Genomic DNA, 19,834 nt, shown 5'->3' with positions numbered 1-19,834 from the left:
GCGCGACCGATCGCTCGACCTCGATGACGTGCTGTGTATTAGGAAGAGCGCCCTGCCCGCCTGCGGACAGGGCGGTCGTTATCAGTTCTGCGCGACGGCCTTGATCGAGACGAGAGACGCGGCGTTCATCGCCACCATCTCCGGCTTGATGGTCACACCCGGCCGCACGCGCTGAAGTCCGTTGACGACGATCCGTTCACCGGCTTTGAGGCCATTGAGGATCACGCGCATGCCATCAACCGAGGGTCCCAGGATCACTTCGCGATATTGCGCCTTGTCCTTGGCATCGACCACCATGACGAACTTCTTGTTCTGGTCGGTGCCAACTGCCCGCTCGCTAATCAGCAGCGTCTGTTCTGCCTTCGGCTGGCCCATTGTGAGCCGCGCGAACTGGCCGGGCATCAAGCGCCCATCGGCATTGTCGAACATCGCACGCACCCGCACCGTGCCGCTGCGCGGATCGACCTGATTATCGATGAACTGCATGCGGCCCTTCACCGGTGCGCTATCAGTGACGGTGGTCATGTGAACCGGGATGCGGTCGATATCGCCCGGCGTCTTCTCGTCTGCCAGCGTCTTCAGCGCGCGCGATACCACCTGTTCGTCGGCATTGAAGCTTGCATAGATGGGATTGACCGAGACCAGCGTCGTCAGCAGCGGCGCGGACGGGCCGGCCGAAATCAGGTTGCCGACGGTGATCTCCACCTTGCCGACCCGGCCCGCGACCGGCGCGCGCACTTCAGTGTAGCTGAGATTGAGCTCGGCGGTCTTGAGCGCGGCTTCTGCAGCCTTAAGGTTGGCTTCAGCCTCACGATACGCATTGACACGATTGTCGAGGTCGCGCTGGGTGATGCTGGAGCTGGTCAGTTGCTGACCGCGGTCGAAATCGGCCTTGGTGAGGATCAGGCGCGCCCGCGACGCGGACACTTGTCCCTGGGCACGATCGACGTCGGCGGCGTAGAGCGCCGGATCGATCAGCACCAGAAGGTCGTCCTTCTTGACCAGCGCGCCTTCGCGAAAGTGGATCTCCTGGACGGCGCCTGCGACGCGGGAGCGAATCTCCACGCGCTCGATGGCCTCAAGGCGGCCCGAGAACTCGTCCGAAGGCGCCGTGGCCTTGGCTTCCACCAGGGCAACCGAAGCCTGAACAGCAGCGGGAACAACCGCGCCGGACTCGGCTTGAGCCGCTACGCTGGACAGATTCATCAGCGCCGCGCCGCCACCAACGGCGACCGCCACCAACGCGATTCCGGCGCCAAAAGCGATCTTGCGAGGGAGATTGTGTGCCATTGTGAACCCCATTTAATCTGCGTGGGCCTTGTAAAGCCCTGTCATTTCAGTAGCTAAGCTGTACATTCCGCGTCTGGCCGGTCCCGCCGGGCATCTCGCTGCAACGCACACATTCGTAACGTCCGGTATAGATGGACTATCGACATCCACTGTCAAGAGACTTATCTACTGAACGGTAGAAAACTTTGGAGGGCCCGTCGTGGCACTGGGACGTCCTCGTGAATTCGATACCGACACGGCCCTCGACCTCGCGCTGCATGTGTTCTGGCGCAAGGGTTACGAAGGCGCGTCGATGGCCGACCTCACCGAAGCCATGGGCATCACCAAGCCCAGTCTCTATGCAGCGTTTGGCAACAAGGAAGATCTGTTCCGCAAGGCGCTGGATCGCTACGTCGATGGCCCCGGCGGCTATTTCCGCACCGGCCTGGAGAAGGCCACGGCCCGCGAAGCGGTCGAACATATCCTCTACGAATCCGTTGAGGCGGTGACTGATCCCAGAAATCCCGGTTGTCTCGCGGTCCAGGGCGCCCTCTGCTGTGGTGATGCCGCGGAAACGATCAAGCAGGAACTGATGGCGCGCCGCTCGAAGAGCGAAGGCGATCTGCGCCTCCGTTTTACACGCGCGATCGCCGAAGGCGATCTGCCAGCCGATGCGGATGCCGGCGATCTCGCGCGCTACGTGTCTGCCATCTTGCAGGGCATGGCCGTGCAAGCCGCAGGCGGCGCACCGCGCGAGCAATTGCGAAAACTCGCCGACATGGCCATGCGCAGCTGGCCTCCGGTCTGAGCCGTCCGCCTGCATTTTATGCTGAGATCGCACAGCCGGCCTATTGTCCGCTGACAGCCGCTCCATCGAAACGCCTCTCGACAGTTTGATGACCGAGATGCGCAATGCTGCCTCCCCCGCGAGGCGGTCGCCAAATCCCTGAGGTCGTGGCACATCTCCTGATATTGCATCGCAATATTTCCGCTCAGGAGAATACCCATCCGACTATCCCTTCCTATTCTCGCATTGGCTGCGGCATCTTTCGGCATCGGCACGACCGAGTTCGTCATCATGGGCCTGCTGCCCGACGTCGCGCGTAGCCTGTCGGTGACCATCCCGCAAGCCGGCTATCTCGTGTCGGGTTATGCATTGGGCGTCGTGATCGGCGCCCCCATCGTGGCAACGGTGACCGCAGGCATCCCGCGCAAGACTGCTCTCCTGGCTCTGATGGCGCTGTTCACGATCGGTAATCTCGGCTGCGCCCTCGCGCCGGATTACTGGTTGCTGATGACCGCGCGCGTGGTCACTGCCTTTGCCCATGGCGCGTTCTTCGGAATTGGCGCCGTCGTTGCCAGCAATCTGGCGCCACGTGAGCAGCGCACGCAAGCGGTGTCGTTGATGTTCGCCGGCCTTACGCTGGCCAATGTGCTCGGTGTGCCATTCGGCACAGCTCTGGGACAGGCCGCCGGATGGCGTGCGGCATTCTGGGCGGTCGTGGTGATCGGTATCGTTGCGTTCCTCGCGATCACGCGTTTCGTTCCATCGGGCATGCCGGGCACACGCGGCGGACTGGCGAAAGAGTTTCGCGCCTTGGGCCGCTGGCCGGTGCTGCTGCCGATGCTGATCTCGACCATGGCTTCAGTCAGCATGTTCAGCCTGTTCACCTACATCACGCCGCTGCTCGAAGAGGTCACCGGCCTCACGCCGCATGGCGTGACCGGCGCACTGCTGGCGATCGGCGTCGGTCTCACCATCGGCAATCTGATCGGCGGCCGCCTCGCCGACCGCAACCTGCTCTCGACCATCATCGGTGCATTCATCTGTCTCGTCATCGTGCTCGGCGCACTTGCGCTTGTGGTGCACATGACGCTTCCGACCCTGGTGCTGCTGATCCTGTGGGGCGGTATCGCCTTCGCGCTGGTCTCGCCGCTGCAGATCTGGGTGGTCGATGCGGCCACGGACGCGCCGAACCTCGCCTCGACCCTGAACCAGGGCGCGTTCAATCTCGGCAATGCCACCGGCGCATGGATCGGCGGCGCAGCGCTGAATGCCGGCGTGCATTATGCACAGCTCCCGCTGCTCGCAGCACTCGTTACCATGGTCGGGCTTGGGCTCACGCTGAGCAGTCTCATTGACCGCCGGATCTTGCCGGCGCAAATCAGTCCGGCAGAATAGCGCCGCGACCGCATAAACACTTTCTCGCATTTTCAAGGAATCGATTTTGGCCCTCAGGCGCGACAGCTTCGCCTTCACCGCCTTTCTGGGCACATTGACAGCATTGCCACCGCTTTCGATCGACATGGGATTGCCGGGCCTTCCGGCGATCGAGGCGAGTTTCGCCGACGCCGCAGGACGCGGGCCGTTGACGCTCAGCCTGTTCCTGGCGGGCTTTGCGATCTCGCCGCTGATCTGCGGTCCCTTGGCTGACCGCTTTGGGCGCCGCGCAACCTTGCTGGATGGACTGCTGCTGTTCTCGATCGCGGCGGGCGCCTGTGCGCTCGCGCCGTCGTTTAGCGTGCTCCTCGCGTTTCGATTGCTGCAGGGCCTCGCCGCAGGCGCTTGCGCCATCCTGCCCTTCGCCATCGTGCGCGACCTGTTCGAACACGGCACGGCGCGCCACAAGCTGTCGCAGATCGCCGCCGTACTCGGCATCGCGCCGATGATCGCGCCGGTGCTGGGCGGCTGGGTGATGACCGTCAGTGACTGGCGAACGATCTATGCGGTGCAGGCCGCCGTCGGCCTGATCCTGCTGATCGTCGGCGCGATCAGTCTTGAGGAATCCCAGCCCGTCGAGAAACGCCGTTCGCTCAATCCCGCGCAATTGCTCGAGAGCTACCGCATGGTGCTGTCCGATCGCATCTTCGTCGGCTTCTCCCTGCTCTACGCCTTCGCCTTCGCCTGCATGTTCGCCTTCATCTCGGGCGCGCCATCCGTGTTGATCGGCAGCCTCGGTCTCTCCACCACGATGTTTGCGCTGCTGTTCGGGTTGACCTCCTGCGGCGTGCTGGTTGCCTCGCTGATCAGCGGAAGCCTGAGCCGCCGCCATGTGGCCTCACGCAAGATCATCATGGCCGGTCTGCTGCTGATGATCGCCAGCGCTGTTGTAGCCGTCGCTTTGGTGCCTGCCGGCGCCATCACGACGCTGTCGTTGATGCCGCTGATGGCGCTCACGATCTTTTCCTTCGGCCTGCTTGCACCGAGCACCAACCACGAAGCCTTGCAGAACCTGCCGCATGTGGCAGGTGCGGCAGCCGGCGTGATGCGATGTATGCAGATGGTCATGGGCGCCTTCGCCAGCGCCATGATCGCGGTGTTCGAACCGTTCGGGCATCCGGCGCTGGTGATGACCGGCCTGATGGCCGGCATGGCGCTCGCCGCCGGTGCGATCTATCTGTGGCTATTACCCAAGGCCAATTCCGGGCAGGATCATCGCGCGTAACAGGAGTACCCCATGAACGGAAAGATCGTCGTCATCACCGGAGCGTCCGGTGCGCTGGGTCAGGTCGTGCTCGAACGCGCCGTTAAGAGCGGTGCAACCATTGCCGCCATCGACCATTCCGCCAGGACGCCGGCCTCAACGCCAGATCGCTTGCAGATCGGCGGCGTCGACCTCTCCGATGCCGCGCAAGCCGACGCCGCCATCGCTGCAGTGGTCAAACAATTCGGCAAGATCGACGTGCTGATCAATATCGCCGGCGCATTCACCTTCGAGAATATTGCCGACGGTAACAACAAGAGCTGGGAGACGATGCATCGGCTCAACTTGCTCACGGCTCTCAATGCCTCGCGCGCGGCAATCCCGCATCTGACGTCGTCGAAGGCCGGACGGATCATCAATATCGGTGCGATGGGTGCGCTACAGGCCGGCGCCGGCATGGGGCCTTACGCCGCCTCGAAGGCTGGCGTGCATCGGCTGACGGAAACGCTCGCCGCCGAGCTGAAGGGCAAGGTCACGGTCAATGCCGTATTGCCGTCGACGATCGACACAGTCGCGAACCGCCGCGATATGCCCAATGCCGATTTTTCAAAGTGGGTCACGCCGGACGAACTCGCCAGCGTGATCCTGTTCCTGGCGAGCGATGCGGCGAGTGCGTTGACCGGCGCGCTGCTGCCGGTAAGCGGACGGGTTTAGCCACTATTTGTCCCACGCTCCGCCCTCATCCTGAGGAGCGGCCGCTTGGCCGCGTCTCGAAGGATGATTGCATATCACCAACTCATGGTTCGAGACGCGCGCTAAAGTAGCGCGCTCCTCACCATGAGGTCGGAGCCCAGACTACCCGGCGTTGCCCCAGATCTTTTTCTTCTTGCCGAAAGCCGGCTTGGCAGCTGGCGCACCGCCATCGCGCTTGGCCTTGGCGACGTAGGGCGGCTTGTCCGCGCGTGGTTTCTTGTCGAACTTCGGCTTGCCTTCGTAACGCGTGTCTTCGCTGCGGGGCTTTGCATAAGCCGGCTTGTCGGCGCGCACCGGATCGTATTTCGGCTTGCCGTCGAACTTGGGCTTGCCTTCATACTTCGGCTTGTCGTCGAAACGCGGTTTGCCCTCGTAGCGCGGCTTGTCGCCCTGGTAAGGCTTGTCGCTCTTCGGCTTGTCCTTCCAGGACTTCTCCTTATAGGCACCCTTGTCCTTGAAGTCCGGACGGTCGCCATCGGATCTGAAGCTGGGCTTGCGCGGGCGCTTGTTGGAATAGTCGCGATCTTCCGGCGCCGTGCGGCTCGATGCGACCGCGCCTTCCGGACCGTTAGCTAGCGGCTCGATGTGGATATTGTCTTCCTTGTCCGGACGCTTGATCATGGTCGCGAACTTCTCAGCCGCGGCTGCCGAAATCTCGAATTCCGAATTGCCGTCATAGATCTTGATCGCGCCGATATCGGCCTTCTCGATGCCGCCGCGACGGCAGATCATCGGCAGCAACCAACGCGCTTCGGCATTCTTCTGCCGGCCGATGGCGACGCGGAACCACTTGGCGCCCTCGCCCATCGGTTCGCTCTTCTTCGGGGTCTTGCGGACCGGAGCGCCTTCTTCGTCCCGGCGACGGCTGCCGGGGCGATCCTCGCGACCGCGGAACGTGCCGGGATCCTGCACATCTTCCGGCGACGGCAGACGCGAACGATACAGCCGCGCCAGCGCCGCTGCGATCTCCTCGGCCGAACGCTCGGCGAGCATCGCGCGCGCCAGCGTCAGATCGTCCTCGGTGGACTCTTCAGTGAACAACGTATCCTGCAGCATGCGCTGCTGATCGAGCACGCGGATTTCCTCGACGGTCGGCGCTGATCCCCAGACGGCATCCGTGCCAGCGAGATTGAGCAGCATCTCGGCGCGGCGACGGCGCGATGGTGGCACCAAGAGAACACTGACGCCCTTGCGGCCGGCACGGCCAGTACGACCCGAGCGATGCTGCATCACTTCCGGATCGTTCGGCAGGTCGGAGTGAATGACGAGACCGAGATTGGGCAAATCGATACCGCGCGCAGCCACGTCGGTGGCGACGCAAACCCGTGCGCGACCATCGCGCAGCGCCTGCAGCGCGTGAGTACGCTCGTTCTGCGACAGTTCGCCCGACAGAGCGACGACCGAGAAGCCGCGCTCCAGCAGAACGGTCTGCAGATGGTTCACCGCATTGCGGGTGTTGCAGAACACGATGCTGCTCGGCGATTCAAAATAGCGGAGCACGTTGACGACAGCGTGTTCGACGTCGTTCGGCGAAATCCGGATCGCACGATATTCGATGTCGGAGTGGCCACCTTCGGTGCCAGCGACTTCGACGCGGAACGCCTGCTGCTGATACTGCTTGGCCAGATTGGCGATGCCGCGCGGCAACGTTGCCGAGAACAGCAGCGTACGGCGGGATGCCGGCGTGGTCTTGAGGATGAACTCCATGTCTTCGCGAAAGCCCATGTCGAGCATTTCGTCGGCTTCATCGAGCACCACGGCCTTCAGTTCGGAGACGTCGAGGCGGTTGCGACGCAGATGGTCGCATAGACGTCCGGGCGTACCGACGACGATATGCGCGCCTGCGGCCAGTTCGCGCTGCTCCTTGCGCGGATCCATACCGCCCACGCAGGAAACGACGCGTGCGCCGGCATATTGATAGAGCCAGGTCAGCTCGCCATGCACCTGCAGCGCGAGTTCGCGCGTCGGTGCGACGATCAGCGCCAGCGGCGATCCAGCCTTCGGCAGCTTCTCCGCGCCTTCGAGCAGATTTTCGGCGATCGCCAGACCATAAGCGACGGTCTTGCCGGAGCCAGTCTGCGCAGACACGAGAAGATCACGACCGACAGCATCGTCAGCGAGGACAGCGGCCTGGACGGGGGTGGATTCATTGTAGTTGCGCTCAGCCAACGCGCGGGCGAGCGACGGACCAGTCGAGAGAAATGACACAGATGTAAACCTTGGTTGCAGCGGACCGCGTCGCGGTCGGACTCATTGAGATCCACGGGATCAATACTTGGGACCAAACGGAAACGAATCTGCCGCCCTTCAGTTGGCGGTCACGTCGGGTCCAGGAGTCCGGTGCGTATCGGGATCGACGGAGCTTTACGCTGCTTCGCAGCAAAAGGCCAATCATTGCTGCCATGTGCCGGCGAAATCGGGCGAATTGAGGTTAACCCTCACAGAATTGCGCCAGCACCGGTATTTTGTCGCTCAAATTTCGCTGGGAGGCTTTTTAACGTCCTCTTCCGTCTTTGGCCCCTCCTGCTTGAAAGGTACCAGGAGCCAAAGAGTCAGGAAGGTGAACAGCGAGATGACGACCGCCACGTCATAGGCGCCGAGGCCCACGGCAGCGCCAGTTGCGCCGGTTGCCCACAGACTGGCTGCAGTGGCGGTACCACGCACCGAGCCGTTGTCTTTCAAAATGGCGCCGCCGCCGATAAATCCCATGCCGGTCATCAGGCCTTCGATGATACGCGCCGTGCCTTCGGGATGACCGTTCAGAAACCCCTCGGTCGCCTGAACGATGCCGCAAGTGGCAAGCGCCACCAGCGGAAAGGTCCGCAGCCCGGCGCTGCGCTCGGCGCGCTCGCGATTCCAGCCGATGGGCAGCGCCAGAACATAGGCGATCGACATGGCGATCAGATGCGGCAACAGACGAAAGCTGTCCGACATTTCCAGAAGGGTCTTCACCGCGGGTCTCCGATCGCACAGGGATAAGGCGCCTCGGGTGTCGCCGCGGGCCAACCCGGATAAACTCCGCCGGTGAGTCGCGGTTGCAGCGACGCATCGTCTCATGGACCTCGACTTGGACATTCGATTTGGAAACCTCGCTCTACCTCCCGGTAAAACGCTTCCTCGAACGCCTTGGCTTTACCGTCAAAGGCGAGATATCAGGCTGCGATCTCGTGGCGCTGAACGGCGATGATCCGCCAATCGTCGTGATCGGCGAGCTCAAGCTCAGCTTCAATCTCGAACTGATCCTGCAGGCTGTCGATCGCGCCGGCGCCTGTGATGAAGTCTGGGTCGCCGCCAAGCTCTCCATCCGCGGCAAGGGGCGCGAAAGCGATGCGCGCTACCGCAACCTGTGCCGCAGACTCGGTTTCGGCATGCTCGGAATTACGGAAGCCGGCGGTGTCGAGGTTCTCGTCGCGCCTGCCACTGTCGCGCCCCGACGCAATCCGAAGAAGCGTTCACGCCTCATTACCGAACACAAGAAACGTCAAGGCGATCCTGCCCTTGGCGGCAGCACGCGCGCGCCGATCATGACGGCCTATCGTCAGCAGGCGCTCGCTTGCGCTGCGATGCTCGTCGTCGGTCCGCGCAAGGTGCGTGAGCTCACGCCGGATTATCCGGATGCGCAGAAGATCCTGCATCGCAACGTCTATGGCTGGTTCGAAAGTCCCGCGCGCGGCACCTACGCGCTCACCGATGCCGGCCACGCGGCGCTGAAACGTTGGCCGCAACCCCAACGGGATACCGCCCCGCCATCCGCTTTGTCGTAAAGCTACCGATCAAACTCTTTCTCGTTTTCCGGGAACAAGTTTGCATGGCTGCTTTGTCGCGGTAATTCCATATTGCAATGCAACAACGGCTCCCTTAGGTATCGCAAATCAACACTGAGGCGAGCGATGAGCGAAGACTGGAACACGAAATACGGAACGCGGCGCGTACGGCGCGATCCGCCGACCCTGGAAGAAGCCATCTTCGCCGCGATGGGTATCACCGAGGATCTCGATCAGCAGGCTGAGATCGCTGCATCGCTGATGGGCATGCCATTCGACGCCGTGCAGGCCGAAGTGAAGAAGGCCAATCGCTCGACCGGTACGCTGCGCGTCACCCGCGTCATCGCAGGCGAGCAAGGTGCTCAGCGTTCGGTGGTCGTGGAACGTCGCGTGACGCGCAAATTCGGTAACGACAAGCGCATCTGATTTTGAGGGCGCTCACAGCCCTCCCCGCAGTCGCAAAAAAGGCCTCGTTCACCACGAGGCCTTTTCTTTGTCGCGATAGTTTCTTGGCTCAGGACGATCTGCCCCAGCCGGCGAGCTTCAACCACAGACCCCAATAAGCCCGGTTATAGTCGGCCACCGCGCGCGCCACATCGAGCGCCGAGGTCTTGGGCTGCGGCGCGACACCAGCGCCCATGGGATCGCGCAGGTCTATAACTCCCGTGGATTCGCCGTGCCGGAACGACAGGTGCGCACCAAACTTGTTGGCCAGTGCACGCATCGCATCGTTCTGCGCGCCGGTGGTGATACGCAGCCTCGCGTAGCCCATCGACCGCGCCTTGGCGATCAGCTTCGTGAACAGGATGCTGCCAACGCCCTTGCGGCGCACGATGGCTTCAACGCTGAAGGCAATCTCGGGCAGTGAGTCCGGCGACAGGTCGGCTTGATGCAATTCGGCGGCGCCGCGCACGATGCCATCCTCGAAGTAAACGAGAATGACGGTGCCGGTATTGACGGACTTCTCGGCGTAACGCGCGACCCATTCGTCGTCGAGCGAACCGTTGAAACGATCACGGCGGCTTTCGCGGTCCAATCTCAAGAGATGATCGCGGAACAGCGGCAGCTCGCGGGCTGCAAGGACACGCACATGTCCGCGGGCCGGAGCGCGTGTCGAAATGGCAATGGTGGTAGCTGCGTCTAACATGGTCAAAATCCTCAAGTTGCCCTCGAGGAAAGCGTCGATTCCCTAGATGCCCTATATTGTGCAACGCACCATGAAATTCAAGGGCGCTGATGCCGCACCTGCCAGCGCCCACCGCAGGTGAGCCATGCAATTATCCAGGATTAACAAAGCCTTAAAGGCGCAACGCGCCGCTCTACAGCACCAGTTGGGTCTGCGTCACGATGCCCACCAGCTTGCCCTCCTCGGTCTCGATTCGGGTCTGCCAAACCTGCGTTCTGCGCCCCCGATGAACCGGTGTTGCGATCGCGCGCACGGTGCTTCCTGCTTTCGCCCCGCCTGTGAAATTGGTCTTACTCTCGATGGTCGTCGTTCCCTTGGCGCCCTCCGGCAGATTGATGACCGTCGCCGCCGCACCAACCGCATCGGCGAGCGCCATCACCGCGCCGCCATGGATCGTGTGGCCGAGTGTGCACAGGTCCTCGCGCACCAGCATCGTGGCAACGACGCGCTCCAGGTCGGCGTCGGTAAAGGTCACGCCCATCGAGACCGAAAACGGCATCGTGAGGCTGTGGATCTTGTCGAGTGGCGTCATGCTGGCCTCAACTCCCTGCAGTCTGTCTCGCCCATCGTCGTGCGGGCTTGATGAAATTTCACGACACAACACCCCGCCGTGACAAGCTCTTTGTTAACAGGCATATCGACGTCATGCGCCACTTCCCGCCAAGCCGGATCGTCTGTCTTACGGAAGAGACCGTGGAGACGCTGTATCTACTCGGCGAGCAGTATCGCATCGTCGGCGTTTCCGGCTATGCGGTGCGGCCGCCGCAGGTGCGGCGCGAGAAGCCGCGGGTGTCCGCGTTCATCTCAGCCGATGTGCCAAAGATCCTCGCACTCGATCCTGACCTTGTGCTGTGCTTCTCCGATCTGCAGGCCGAGATCGCCGCAGACCTGACGCGCGCCGGCATCGCCGTTCATGTATTCAACCAGCGCGACATCGCTGGCATTCTGGCGATGATCCGCACGCTCGGCGCGATGGTGGACGCCAGCGAACGCGCAGAGCAACTGGCGGTACAATTCGAGCTGCGACTTTCCAGCGTCAATGCTGCGGCAAACTTGCGACTGAGCAGACCGCGCGTCTATTTCGAGGAATGGGACGATCCGCTGATTACCGGGATCGGCTGGGTGTCCGAACTGATCGAGATCGCCGGCGGCGAAGACGCTTTTCCGCTGCTTCGACATCAGAAGGCAGCAAAGGATCGCATCGTCATGCCAGCCGACGTGATTGCCGCGGCCCCCGATGTGATCCTCGCCTCGTGGTGCGGCAAGAAAGTCGTGCCCGATAAAATCCGGCAGCGACCGGGCTGGAACACGATTCCTGCCGTGCGCGACAATCGCATCTATGAGATCAAATCGCCGCTGATCCTGCAGCCAGGACCAGCAGCGTTGACGGATGGACTCGACGCGATCGTCGCGGCGCTGTGGCCGTAACCGGCACGAGCACCGACGCCGTCATCTGAGATGCTCGCCCCTTACCCCTTCGGGTATTGCAGAAAATAGGCATCTGTCAGCGCATCTTCGAGCAGCCGGCCTTCCGAATATGCTTGCAAGGAGGCCGGTCGTTCGACGCCGGGCAACAACCGCGGACACGGCTCCGGCGCGCCGATCACCGTCCTCACCGGAATGCGCTCGGCATAGATCGGCAGTTCGTAATCCTCGTCATCGTCAGCCACGCCCTTGGCGCGAATTTTTGCCGACGCCTCCTCGACCTCCATGGCGATGAAGGACGTCGCCTTCATCTCTTGTGCCGTGGTCTCGCGCAGACTGGCCGTACGATCCGGAAAGAAACGGTCGACCATCGCGATGCCAGCCTGCTCCTTCTCGTGGGGATCGGTGACGAGATAAGCGTTTCCGAATGCCATCACCGCACGGTAGTCCGCTGAATGATTGAAGCCGCAACGTGCCAGCACGAGGCTGTCGAGAAAAGCCACAGTGAGGCAAACGCGTTGCTGCGCGGTCTGGTTCTTCAGCATGCGGCTGGCGCTGCTGCCGTGCCAGTACAGCTTCGTGCCTTCGCGCCAAAATAAGGTCGGCGTGCAATAGGGCTGCCCGTCGATCACGTAGGACACATGGCACATCATCGATGCGTCCAGAATTTTATGGACGGTCTCGTGGTCATAGAAGCCGCGGTCATGGCGTCGCTTCACGCGATTGCGCGCCGTGAGCGGATAGGACGGTGTGGTGTCGGTACCCGTCGTTTCAGTGGTCTTCAGTTCGGCTGTAGTCACGGCAATCCCCCGTCAATTGGAAGTGTTCGAATGTGTTGTACCGCCGCATTTGGTCTGCGATAGTGCCAATTCCATGCGAAAAATTCCGACCAATTTGGCGAAGCCAATTCCGAAACCCGAGCTACCGCTCGATCTCACGGGCGCACATATCACCGAAGGATCGTCCTCGCAGGATCGGCTCTATCAGGCGCTGTGCCATGCCATCACCGGCGGCGTCGCCAAGCCCGGCGCAGCTCTGCCGCCATCGCGTATCCTTGCGAAGCAAACCGGTTTTCAACGCAATGCCGTCACCAATGCCTATGAGCGTCTGATCGCCGATGGCTTTGCCGTCGCACGCGTCGGCTCCGGCACCTTCGTCGCCGCGCGGATTCCGACGCGGACCAACAGCAAGCCAGCCAAGGCCATCGCCATCGACGCGCCGCAGCGGGGCACGCTCGCTCTCGGCTGTACCGATATCGACGAACAGGCGCTGCGCCGTTTTCGCGCTTTCGCCGGCCGCCGCCTGCGCGCTTTCGGCGCCGAGCATCTGCACTACGGCGATCCCCGCGGCAGTCATGAACTACGCACCGCCATCGCCAATCATCTTCTGTCAGCGCGCGGGCTGCGCTGCGATCCCGATCAGATCATGCTGACATCGGGCACACAGCATGGGCTGCGCATCGTGCTGTCAGCCATTCTCAAGCCAGGCGAACAGATCTGGTGCGAGGACCCCGGTTACCCCGCCGCACGAAAATCGATCGAACATTGCGGCGCGCGGCCGGTGTCGGTGCCGGTCGATGACTTCGGCCTGATCGTCGCCAGGGGCCGTGCCACGGCGCCATCTGCGCGCGCGGCCTATGTCACGCCCTCGCATCAATTTCCACTCGGCGTGCAAATGGCGATGCCGCGGCGTCTTGAATTGCTCGACTGGGCGAAGGACGCCGGCGCATGGATATTCGAAGACGATTACGACAGCGAGTTTCGCTATGACGGCGCGCCGTTGCTGTCGCTCGCCGGCATCGATCACCTGCAACGCGTGATCTATATGGGCACGTTTGCCAAGACTCTGTTTCCCGGTCTGCGCATCGGCTACTGCGCCCTGCCCGAACGCCTGATTGGCCCGGTCACGACGGCGCGCGCGGCGATGGACCGCTTTCCCGGCACATTGATGGAAGGCGCGGTCGCCGACATGCTGAACTCCGGCGCCTTCGCAGCCAACCTGCGCAAGATGCGGAACATCTATCGCGAGGCGCGCGACGCTCTGGCGACGACGTTGACGGATGCGTCGGACGGGCAACTGACCGTGCCGGTGCCGTCACAGGGCCTGCATCTGGTGGCGAAGTTCGCGCCCGCGACGTCGCTTGAGATCGCCGCAAAGGCCAAGGCTGCAGCCGGCGTCGAGGGCTGGTTGCTGGCTGACACCTATCTGCGCGCCCGCCCTGCGCCGGGCTTCGTGCTCGGCTTCGCCGGCCATCCCATTCGTGAGCTTGTCACATCGGCGGAAAGACTGGCGAAAGCCTCAGCGGCGAGTTTGCGCGCCCACCGCAAGCCTGCAGCAAAGACGCGTGGAACCCGCGTGGGGGCTAAAACTTGAGGCTGGCTGGCACTCAATGCCGGCAACCGCTGCGCTTCTAGAATCGGATGCGCATCCCTACAATCCAGGCAGACAAAATGCCCAGCGGGCAGATCTGCCCCCAACGGAGACCTCATGTCCGGCAATCGCAACGTGCTCTACCTGATCATCGGCGCGCTGATCGTCGGCATCGGCGTGCTCGGCTACAATCTCTACCAGACCAAGAAAGAACCCAGCGGGCTGCAGATCAATGTCGGCCCCGACGGCCTCAAGATCCAGAACAAGTAATAAAGGTCGCACAATGCGCTCGGCAATTTGGCTATCAGGAATTCTGGCTTCGCTTGCGTTAGCGAGGCCGGCGCTTGCAATCGATCAGGTCAACCGCGAACAGGACATTGTTGATGTCCGCCTCGGCCAGCGCATTCTGGTCGATGACGGCTCTTGCCCCACCGGCCAGATCAAGGAAGTGTCCGGCACGACGCTGACCACGTCCGGTGTGACGCGTGTTCGCAAATGCGTTCCCCGCGCGGGCACCAAGACGCGCTAGTCCAAGACATGCTCATCAATGTCGCAGCGGCTCGCTTGGCGGCACCGGTGAACCGGTCTGGCCCACACTCGCACCGCCATCGATCGCTAGCGTAATCCCTGTGATCCAGCGCGCCTCGTCGCTGGCAAGAAACAGAACACCATAGCCGATATCCCAGCCGGTCCCTTCGGTGCCCAGCAGTGTGCCCGCTGCGCGCGCTTTGCGCATCTCATCGCTCATGCCACGCGACGCCACCATCGGCGTATAGACCGTGCCGGGCGCGATGCAGTTGACGCGAATGCCGTCGCGGCCGTGATGTGCCGCCATCGCTCTGGTGAGGCCGATCACCGCCGATTTCGACGTTGGATACAACAAGCTCGGGTGGCCCCCGCGCAGGCCGGCGATCGACGTCAGGTTGATGATCGAGCCGCCGCCGGATTTCATCATTTCCGGAATCGCATACTTCGCCATCAGCATCATTGAGGCAACGTTGATACGCATGGCGCCGTCCCAGGCGCGGTCGTCGACCTCGATGGCGTCGCCGCGCGGCCCGGTGAGGCCAACATTGTTGACGAGGATATCAAGACGGCCAAAGCCTTCGACGGTGCGTTCGACGATCGCCTCGCATGACGCGCGATCACTGACATCGCCGTCATAGATCTGCGTGATGCCGCCCTCCACAGCGATCAATCGCGCGGTTTCTTCGGCAGCGTCTACGTCGGTGTCGACCAACGCGACGCGCGCGCCATGCCGCGCCAACAACACCGCTGCGGCACGTCCGTTGCCAATGCCATCGCCGCGGGAACCCGCACCGGTGATAATGGCGACCTTGCCTTTCAATCGATCGTCACGCTGGGGCTGCGCCATATCCATCAGAACATGCCGTTGGTGTTAGCGGATTTTTCCGGGATCGGCTGAACGGCATCCCAATGTTCGACGATCTTGCCGTTCTCAAGCTTGAAGATGTCGATGATCGCGTTACCGCGCGTGCCCTTTTCGCGCACGGCATGCACATGCAGGATCACATAGTCGCCGTCGGCGAAGACCTGCTTGATCTCGCTATGCGAGTCCGGGAATTTCTCCCGCAGGAAACCGATAAAGCCTTTGAAGCCCTCGACACCATCAGCCGCGTTGGGATTGTGCTGAACATAACGCGGACCGAAATATTTGGACGCCGCCTCGAAGTCTTTCTGGTTGAGGCCCTTCTCATAGAATTCAACGACGGTTTTCTTGTTGGTGTCCTGGGTGCTAGCATCTGCAGCCAACGCCGCGCCGGTCAGAAATATCGAGACACACGTCAAGCCGATCGAAACAAATCGCATAAAAAATCCCTCGGTTCCCACCAATTCAATTAGTAGCGAATCCACCCACCTAACGGTGGTGTAGTAAAACGCTATCATTGGCAGTAACGGGATGACGAGAGGGAAAGACAGAAATCCGCTATCATTTTGGCGCGACGACGCAGCGCAAAAAGATCACGCGAACTAACTGAGTGGTTCAATCCAGCGGCGCCGGATCATACATGCATTGCAGGGTCGGCTTCGCGATCTGCGTGAAGGTCGCGCTGATCATCGACTGCTTCGATGCCGGGATCCAGTCCTTCTCGATCGTAGGTACGCCGCGCTCACTGATGCCCCGCAGCAGTGCCTCGCGCAAATCAGCGTCTTCCACCGTTGCCACGGCGTGGTCATGCAGGCAGCCGCACACTTCTTCCGGATGCGCCCAGCGCCCGACCATATGCGGCGAGCACAAACGAACGAACTCGCCACGCTGGTCCGGCAATTTCCGCCATGACCAGATCTGCGCCTGCGCCGCACTTCCCGTGATGGAACTCGCAAGGGCGGCAGCGACAACAATGGCAGTCAGAATACGTGGTCTAGTCATTTCAAAACTTTTCTTGTTGTTTCTCGGGTTATCCGCCCGCGATCGAAATCAGCGTGCGTAGGCCACAAGCATCGGCGCAGTAGCACTGATCGCGGGCGAACCGGTAAAGGCGAAAGTGCCGATACCCGGCAGGTTACCCTCAATGGAACCGGCCATCGACGGGCCAGCCAGGATGAAGGCGAAAGCGAGGATGAAGCTGATGGTACGCATCTGACGTCTCCAGTTCGGCAGCGCTGCCCGCCGCGTCGTTGACAAATGGATAGCCAATGCGGGTTTCGGCACGTCTGCGGCCCAAGAGGAAAATGGTTTCGTCCCCCGTCGAATTGTTTCGTGGCGCCCATGCCGACGACACAATCCGGGCGGCAAATCTGCGAACGGCTTAGAAAGAACGCCTTGGAAAGGATGTCTCGAAAGTTCGTTCGGCTGTCGCACGCCCTTAACAAAACTGAACCGAAACGCGGCTAAAGCGACTTCAGGAGAGCGTATGCAACCTTTTCAGGCGACTGCGCGTTTCTGTTCACCTCGAAGAGAAGGAATGCAGTCGTGGGAACCGGCAACAACGACGTTGGCAAGGATACCCCGATCAGCGCCCCCGGACGGCCACTGGTCTCCACGGTACACACGCGCGCCAAATGCCAAGGCGCCATGTCGCAGCAGGGCTACGGCTCGCACGGCAACGAGTGCTATCCGCAGCAGCTGGTCCAGCTCGTGGGCTATCGTGACCCGCAGCCGCAGCAGTCATGGGACCGCTTGCGCACGAAACGCGTCGTCACCCACTCCGCTGAATAGCGAAGCATAGCTAAGTTCTAGCGGCCAATAGCTCGCTTATTTGATGAAGTCGCCGCATTTCTGCACGGCGGCGTCTGACTGCCCCCAGGGCATGATCGGAACTGATGACGTTGAGTTCTTCGGCGAACCCTCGATGATCCGGTCCGAATAGACCATGTAAACCAGCACGTTTCGCTTGGCGTCGCAGCCGCGGACGATTTGCATTTTCTTGAAAAAAAGGCTGCGGCGCTGCCGGAACATGTCCTCGCCCTGATCGCTCTTGGCCTTGAACGTAATCGGGCCGATCTGCCGGCACGCGAGCGAGATGTCCGAGACTTCTTCGGCCAGACCGAGCCAGCCCTTGAAGCCGCCTTTTTCCGGCACCGTGAAGTGGCAGGCCACGCCCTCGACCTCGGGGTCGTCGACGCCGTAAGTCGCCAGCTTGTCGTTTGGGCTGAGCCATTTGAACACGGTGGAGCGCCGGAAAATCAGATCCGGCTCGTCCGCAGCGTGTGCCGGGACAATTGCCAACGCCGCGAATGCCAAAAGCGCCAAGACGCCGCGCCGCAGCATCTTGGTGAGCGCGCCAGATCCATTAAACGTCATGCAACTCTCCGTGACCGATCCAGAATATGTAGGCATTCCAACCGGATTCGGAAGCCAGGATGCCCCTCTGTTAATTCAATGTGAGGCTTTTTTGCTAGGCTGATCCCGACTCAGCGGTAGCCAGATCACTCATGCTGGTGAACCCATCTCGCGCCTGCGAGACTAATGTTTTCAGATGGATTCGAGGATATTGGACGTGAGTGCATTTCAATTGTCGCGGGGATCAACGGACAAGAGCCGCTTTCTGGGCAGCACATTCTTTTCCGGCAGCTTCCTGCGGATCGCACTCGTCGCCATGGCCGGCATGACCGTGGCGGCGCCTGCCGATGCGGCGGTGTTCTGGACCGACGAAAATCCAATGATCATGCGGGAGATCGAACCGCCGGCGCCGCAACCGCAGCAGCGCCAGAAAAAGCTGAAGCGCCTTGGCGCCAAGCTCGAGAAGCAGGTCAAGGAACACGCAAAGCCGGTCGGCCCGCTGGTGATCGCCATCTCGATCGAGCGACAGTCCCTGCGGGTATTCGACGCCAATGGCCTGTTCGCGGAAACACCGGTCTCGACCGGCATGCGCGGCCATTCGACGCCCATGGGCGTGTTCAGCATCATCCAGAAGAACAAATGGCACCGCTCCAACATCTATAGCGGCGCGCCGATGCCCTACATGCAGCGCATCACCTGGTCGGGCATTGCTTTGCATGCCGGCGCGCTGCCAGGCTATCCGGCGTCCCACGGCTGCATCCGCATGCCGATGGCCTTTGCGACCAAGATCTGGGGCTGGACCCGCATGGGCGCCCGCGTGATCATCGCGCCCGGTGAAATCTCTCCTGCGGAAATTTCGCATCCGCTGCTCGCCGCTCAGAAAATCGCGCCGGGTCCGGTCGCGGCAGCGGCGCCTCAAGACGTCCAGACATCGCCAAAGGCTGATAAGGCATCGGCAGATGCGAAGCTCCAAGACCTCGGTCTGAGGCCATCCGCCGCCGACCGCACCAAGACTCAGGACAAGACCCAGACCGCCGATGCCAGCAATGCGATGACAAAACCGGCGCCTGCGACTGTGATGTCGGACGCCACACCTGCAAAGGTCGAAACCGCCGTTAAGGCCGCAGAGCCCGAAATCATGACGCGCCGCGATCTCGACGCCGCGATCGCCAAGGTCGTCGAATTGCCGACCCCCGAGGTCAAATCGGCAGAGACCGTCGCGGAAGCACCAGCCAAGCTTGAACCTGCCAAGACGGAAGCACCGAAGGCGGAAATCGCAAAAGCTGACGTCGCACCGGCCGTCGCCAGTGTGCCCGACGTCAAGAAGGACGAAACGCGCCCCGCCGATTCAGCCAAGGCCGAGATGCCTGCGGCACCTGCCGCCGATGCGACGCCAAAGCGATCCGGCCAGATTGCCGTGCTGGTCAGCGGCAAGGACGGCAAGCTCTATGTGCGGCAGAATTTCGCGCCGCTGTTCGAGACGCCGATCGCCATCAAGCCCAGCGATCGCCCGCTCGGCACTCACATCTTTACCGCCCGCACCGACAAGGATGATGCCAAGGCATTTCACTGGACCGCAGTCTCGCTGCCTGCCGTCCCGCGTCGCGCCGACGAGGACGACAATGTTTCGCGTCGCCGCAAATCCACTGGCGCCGTTGAAGTGAAAACCCGTCCTCTGCCAAACAGCGCCGCAGAGGCGCTCGACCGCCTGACGATCCCTGCGGACGCGATGGCCCAGATCACCGAAGCGCTCGCGAGTGGCGGCTCCATCGTGGTGTCCGATCAGGGCATTGCCGCCGGCGGCGAGACCGGCCAGGGCACTGAATTCGTGGTGCCGCTGCGCTAGCCTCGTTCACTCCGGCCTTGTAACAGCTTGTTGAGTGCGTCATCTCGGAGA

General features: G+C 61.9%; 23 protein-coding genes. 12 read left to right on the top strand and 11 right to left on the bottom strand.

Going from position 1 to position 19,834, the window contains the following annotated elements; translation table 11 throughout:
- Positions 1-81 precede the first annotated feature (81 nt).
- Positions 82-1,290, bottom strand: coding sequence for an efflux RND transporter periplasmic adaptor subunit (locus AB8A23_RS18865; protein WP_439058579.1), 1,209 nt, complete (start codon positions 1,288-1,290; stop codon positions 82-84).
- 199 nt (positions 1,291-1,489) lie between these two features.
- On the opposite strand from AB8A23_RS18865, the gene AB8A23_RS18860 reads away from it, so the two are divergent.
- The 4 genes from AB8A23_RS18860 to fabG all read left to right on the top strand — a co-directional run bounded on the left by AB8A23_RS18860 (position 1,490) and on the right by fabG (position 5,408).
- Complete coding sequence (locus AB8A23_RS18860; RefSeq protein WP_093758335.1) at positions 1,490-2,077, top strand: TetR/AcrR family transcriptional regulator; 588 nt, start codon at positions 1,490-1,492, stop codon at positions 2,075-2,077.
- Between the two features lie 225 nt (positions 2,078-2,302).
- Positions 2,303-3,451, top strand: coding sequence for an MFS transporter (locus AB8A23_RS18855; protein WP_439058580.1), 1,149 nt, complete (start codon positions 2,303-2,305; stop codon positions 3,449-3,451).
- A gap of 46 nt (positions 3,452-3,497) precedes the next feature.
- Complete coding sequence (locus tag AB8A23_RS18850) at positions 3,498-4,715, top strand: multidrug effflux MFS transporter (RefSeq protein WP_439058581.1); 1,218 nt, start codon at positions 3,498-3,500, stop codon at positions 4,713-4,715.
- Between the two features lie 12 nt (positions 4,716-4,727).
- On the top strand, positions 4,728-5,408 hold the full coding sequence (fabG, locus tag AB8A23_RS18845; RefSeq protein ID WP_120292407.1) for a 3-oxoacyl-ACP reductase FabG: 681 nt from the start codon (positions 4,728-4,730) through the stop codon (positions 5,406-5,408).
- Positions 5,409-5,549: 141 nt separating this feature from the next.
- Here the strand turns inward: fabG and AB8A23_RS18840 are convergent, their stop codons facing one another.
- Positions 5,550-7,655 carry a DEAD/DEAH box helicase gene (locus AB8A23_RS18840; RefSeq protein WP_093758332.1) on the bottom strand — a complete coding sequence of 702 codons (2,106 nt, stop codon included), beginning with the start codon at positions 7,653-7,655 and terminating at the stop codon, positions 5,550-5,552.
- 264 nt (positions 7,656-7,919) lie between these two features.
- The gene (locus tag AB8A23_RS18835) at positions 7,920-8,399 is read right to left on the bottom strand and encodes an MgtC/SapB family protein (RefSeq protein WP_093758331.1); all 480 of its coding nucleotides are present in this window, start codon (positions 8,397-8,399) and stop codon (positions 7,920-7,922) included.
- 128 nt (positions 8,400-8,527) lie between these two features.
- Here AB8A23_RS18835 and AB8A23_RS18830 point away from each other — a divergent pair, with 128 nt between their 5' ends.
- Together AB8A23_RS18830 and AB8A23_RS18825 are read left to right on the top strand one after the other, a co-directional pair.
- The gene (locus tag AB8A23_RS18830; RefSeq protein WP_439058582.1) at positions 8,528-9,211 is read left to right on the top strand and encodes a DUF2161 domain-containing phosphodiesterase; all 684 of its coding nucleotides are present in this window, start codon (positions 8,528-8,530) and stop codon (positions 9,209-9,211) included.
- A gap of 126 nt (positions 9,212-9,337) precedes the next feature.
- Positions 9,338-9,637: a hypothetical protein gene (locus AB8A23_RS18825; RefSeq protein ID WP_089263988.1), complete on the top strand. Its 300-nt coding sequence runs from the start codon at positions 9,338-9,340 to the stop codon at positions 9,635-9,637.
- Between the two features lie 88 nt (positions 9,638-9,725).
- Here the strand turns inward: AB8A23_RS18825 and AB8A23_RS18820 are convergent, their stop codons facing one another.
- The gene (locus tag AB8A23_RS18820; protein WP_439058583.1) at positions 9,726-10,358 is read right to left on the bottom strand and encodes a GNAT family N-acetyltransferase; all 633 of its coding nucleotides are present in this window, start codon (positions 10,356-10,358) and stop codon (positions 9,726-9,728) included.
- A gap of 172 nt (positions 10,359-10,530) precedes the next feature.
- On the bottom strand, positions 10,531-10,929 hold the full coding sequence (locus AB8A23_RS18815; protein WP_439058584.1) for a PaaI family thioesterase: 399 nt from the start codon (positions 10,927-10,929) through the stop codon (positions 10,531-10,533).
- 113 nt (positions 10,930-11,042) lie between these two features.
- On the opposite strand from AB8A23_RS18815, the gene AB8A23_RS18810 reads away from it, so the two are divergent.
- On the top strand, positions 11,043-11,825 hold the full coding sequence (locus AB8A23_RS18810) for a cobalamin-binding protein (RefSeq protein WP_439060497.1): 783 nt from the start codon (positions 11,043-11,045) through the stop codon (positions 11,823-11,825).
- Positions 11,826-11,866: 41 nt separating this feature from the next.
- Here the strand turns inward: AB8A23_RS18810 and AB8A23_RS18805 are convergent, their stop codons facing one another.
- Entirely contained in the window at positions 11,867-12,622 is a 756-nt protein-coding gene (locus tag AB8A23_RS18805; RefSeq protein WP_439058585.1) for a pyridoxamine 5'-phosphate oxidase family protein, read from the bottom strand.
- Positions 12,623-12,695: 73 nt separating this feature from the next.
- Here AB8A23_RS18805 and AB8A23_RS18800 point away from each other — a divergent pair, with 73 nt between their 5' ends.
- From AB8A23_RS18800 to AB8A23_RS18790, 3 genes are all read left to right on the top strand, one after another.
- Positions 12,696-14,195, top strand: coding sequence for a PLP-dependent aminotransferase family protein (locus AB8A23_RS18800; protein WP_439058586.1), 1,500 nt, complete (start codon positions 12,696-12,698; stop codon positions 14,193-14,195).
- A 114-nt stretch (positions 14,196-14,309) separates the two neighbouring features.
- Positions 14,310-14,462 carry a hypothetical protein gene (locus AB8A23_RS18795; protein ID WP_165826841.1) on the top strand — a complete coding sequence of 51 codons (153 nt, stop codon included), beginning with the start codon at positions 14,310-14,312 and terminating at the stop codon, positions 14,460-14,462.
- Between the two features lie 13 nt (positions 14,463-14,475).
- Positions 14,476-14,721: a DUF6719 family protein gene (locus AB8A23_RS18790; RefSeq protein ID WP_439058587.1), complete on the top strand. Its 246-nt coding sequence runs from the start codon at positions 14,476-14,478 to the stop codon at positions 14,719-14,721.
- A gap of 15 nt (positions 14,722-14,736) precedes the next feature.
- On the opposite strand, the gene AB8A23_RS18785 is transcribed toward AB8A23_RS18790, so the two are convergent.
- The 4 genes from AB8A23_RS18785 to AB8A23_RS18770 all read right to left on the bottom strand — a co-directional run bounded on the left by AB8A23_RS18785 (position 14,737) and on the right by AB8A23_RS18770 (position 16,794).
- Complete coding sequence (locus tag AB8A23_RS18785) at positions 14,737-15,573, bottom strand: SDR family NAD(P)-dependent oxidoreductase (RefSeq protein WP_244558278.1); 837 nt, start codon at positions 15,571-15,573, stop codon at positions 14,737-14,739.
- Positions 15,573-16,022 carry a nuclear transport factor 2 family protein gene (locus tag AB8A23_RS18780; protein WP_093758327.1) on the bottom strand — a complete coding sequence of 150 codons (450 nt, stop codon included), beginning with the start codon at positions 16,020-16,022 and terminating at the stop codon, positions 15,573-15,575. The genes AB8A23_RS18785 and AB8A23_RS18780 overlap by 1 nt, the downstream gene beginning before the upstream one ends.
- A 175-nt stretch (positions 16,023-16,197) precedes the next feature.
- Positions 16,198-16,584: a hypothetical protein gene (locus AB8A23_RS18775; protein ID WP_093758326.1), complete on the bottom strand. Its 387-nt coding sequence runs from the start codon at positions 16,582-16,584 to the stop codon at positions 16,198-16,200.
- Positions 16,585-16,632: 48 nt separating this feature from the next.
- The gene (locus AB8A23_RS18770; protein WP_439058588.1) at positions 16,633-16,794 is read right to left on the bottom strand and encodes a hypothetical protein; all 162 of its coding nucleotides are present in this window, start codon (positions 16,792-16,794) and stop codon (positions 16,633-16,635) included.
- A 333-nt stretch (positions 16,795-17,127) separates the two neighbouring features.
- Here AB8A23_RS18770 and AB8A23_RS18765 point away from each other — a divergent pair, with 333 nt between their 5' ends.
- Positions 17,128-17,373 carry a hypothetical protein gene (locus tag AB8A23_RS18765; RefSeq protein ID WP_439058589.1) on the top strand — a complete coding sequence of 82 codons (246 nt, stop codon included), beginning with the start codon at positions 17,128-17,130 and terminating at the stop codon, positions 17,371-17,373.
- Between the two features lie 36 nt (positions 17,374-17,409).
- Here AB8A23_RS18765 and AB8A23_RS18760 read toward each other — a convergent pair whose 3' ends face one another.
- A complete protein-coding gene (locus AB8A23_RS18760) occupies positions 17,410-17,925 on the bottom strand; it encodes a CreA family protein (RefSeq protein WP_439060498.1) in 516 nt (171 codons plus the stop codon).
- 229 nt (positions 17,926-18,154) lie between these two features.
- Between AB8A23_RS18760 and AB8A23_RS18755 the strand changes: the two genes are divergently transcribed.
- The gene (locus tag AB8A23_RS18755) at positions 18,155-19,783 is read left to right on the top strand and encodes a L,D-transpeptidase (RefSeq protein ID WP_439058590.1); all 1,629 of its coding nucleotides are present in this window, start codon (positions 18,155-18,157) and stop codon (positions 19,781-19,783) included.
- Positions 19,784-19,834 lie beyond the last annotated feature (51 nt).

This window comes from Tardiphaga sp. 619_E2_N8_4 (assembly GCF_051810905.1).
Classification (GTDB): Bacteria; Pseudomonadota; Alphaproteobacteria; order Rhizobiales; family Xanthobacteraceae; genus Tardiphaga; species Tardiphaga robiniae.
This window is presented reverse-complemented; position numbering and strand designations above follow the sequence as displayed.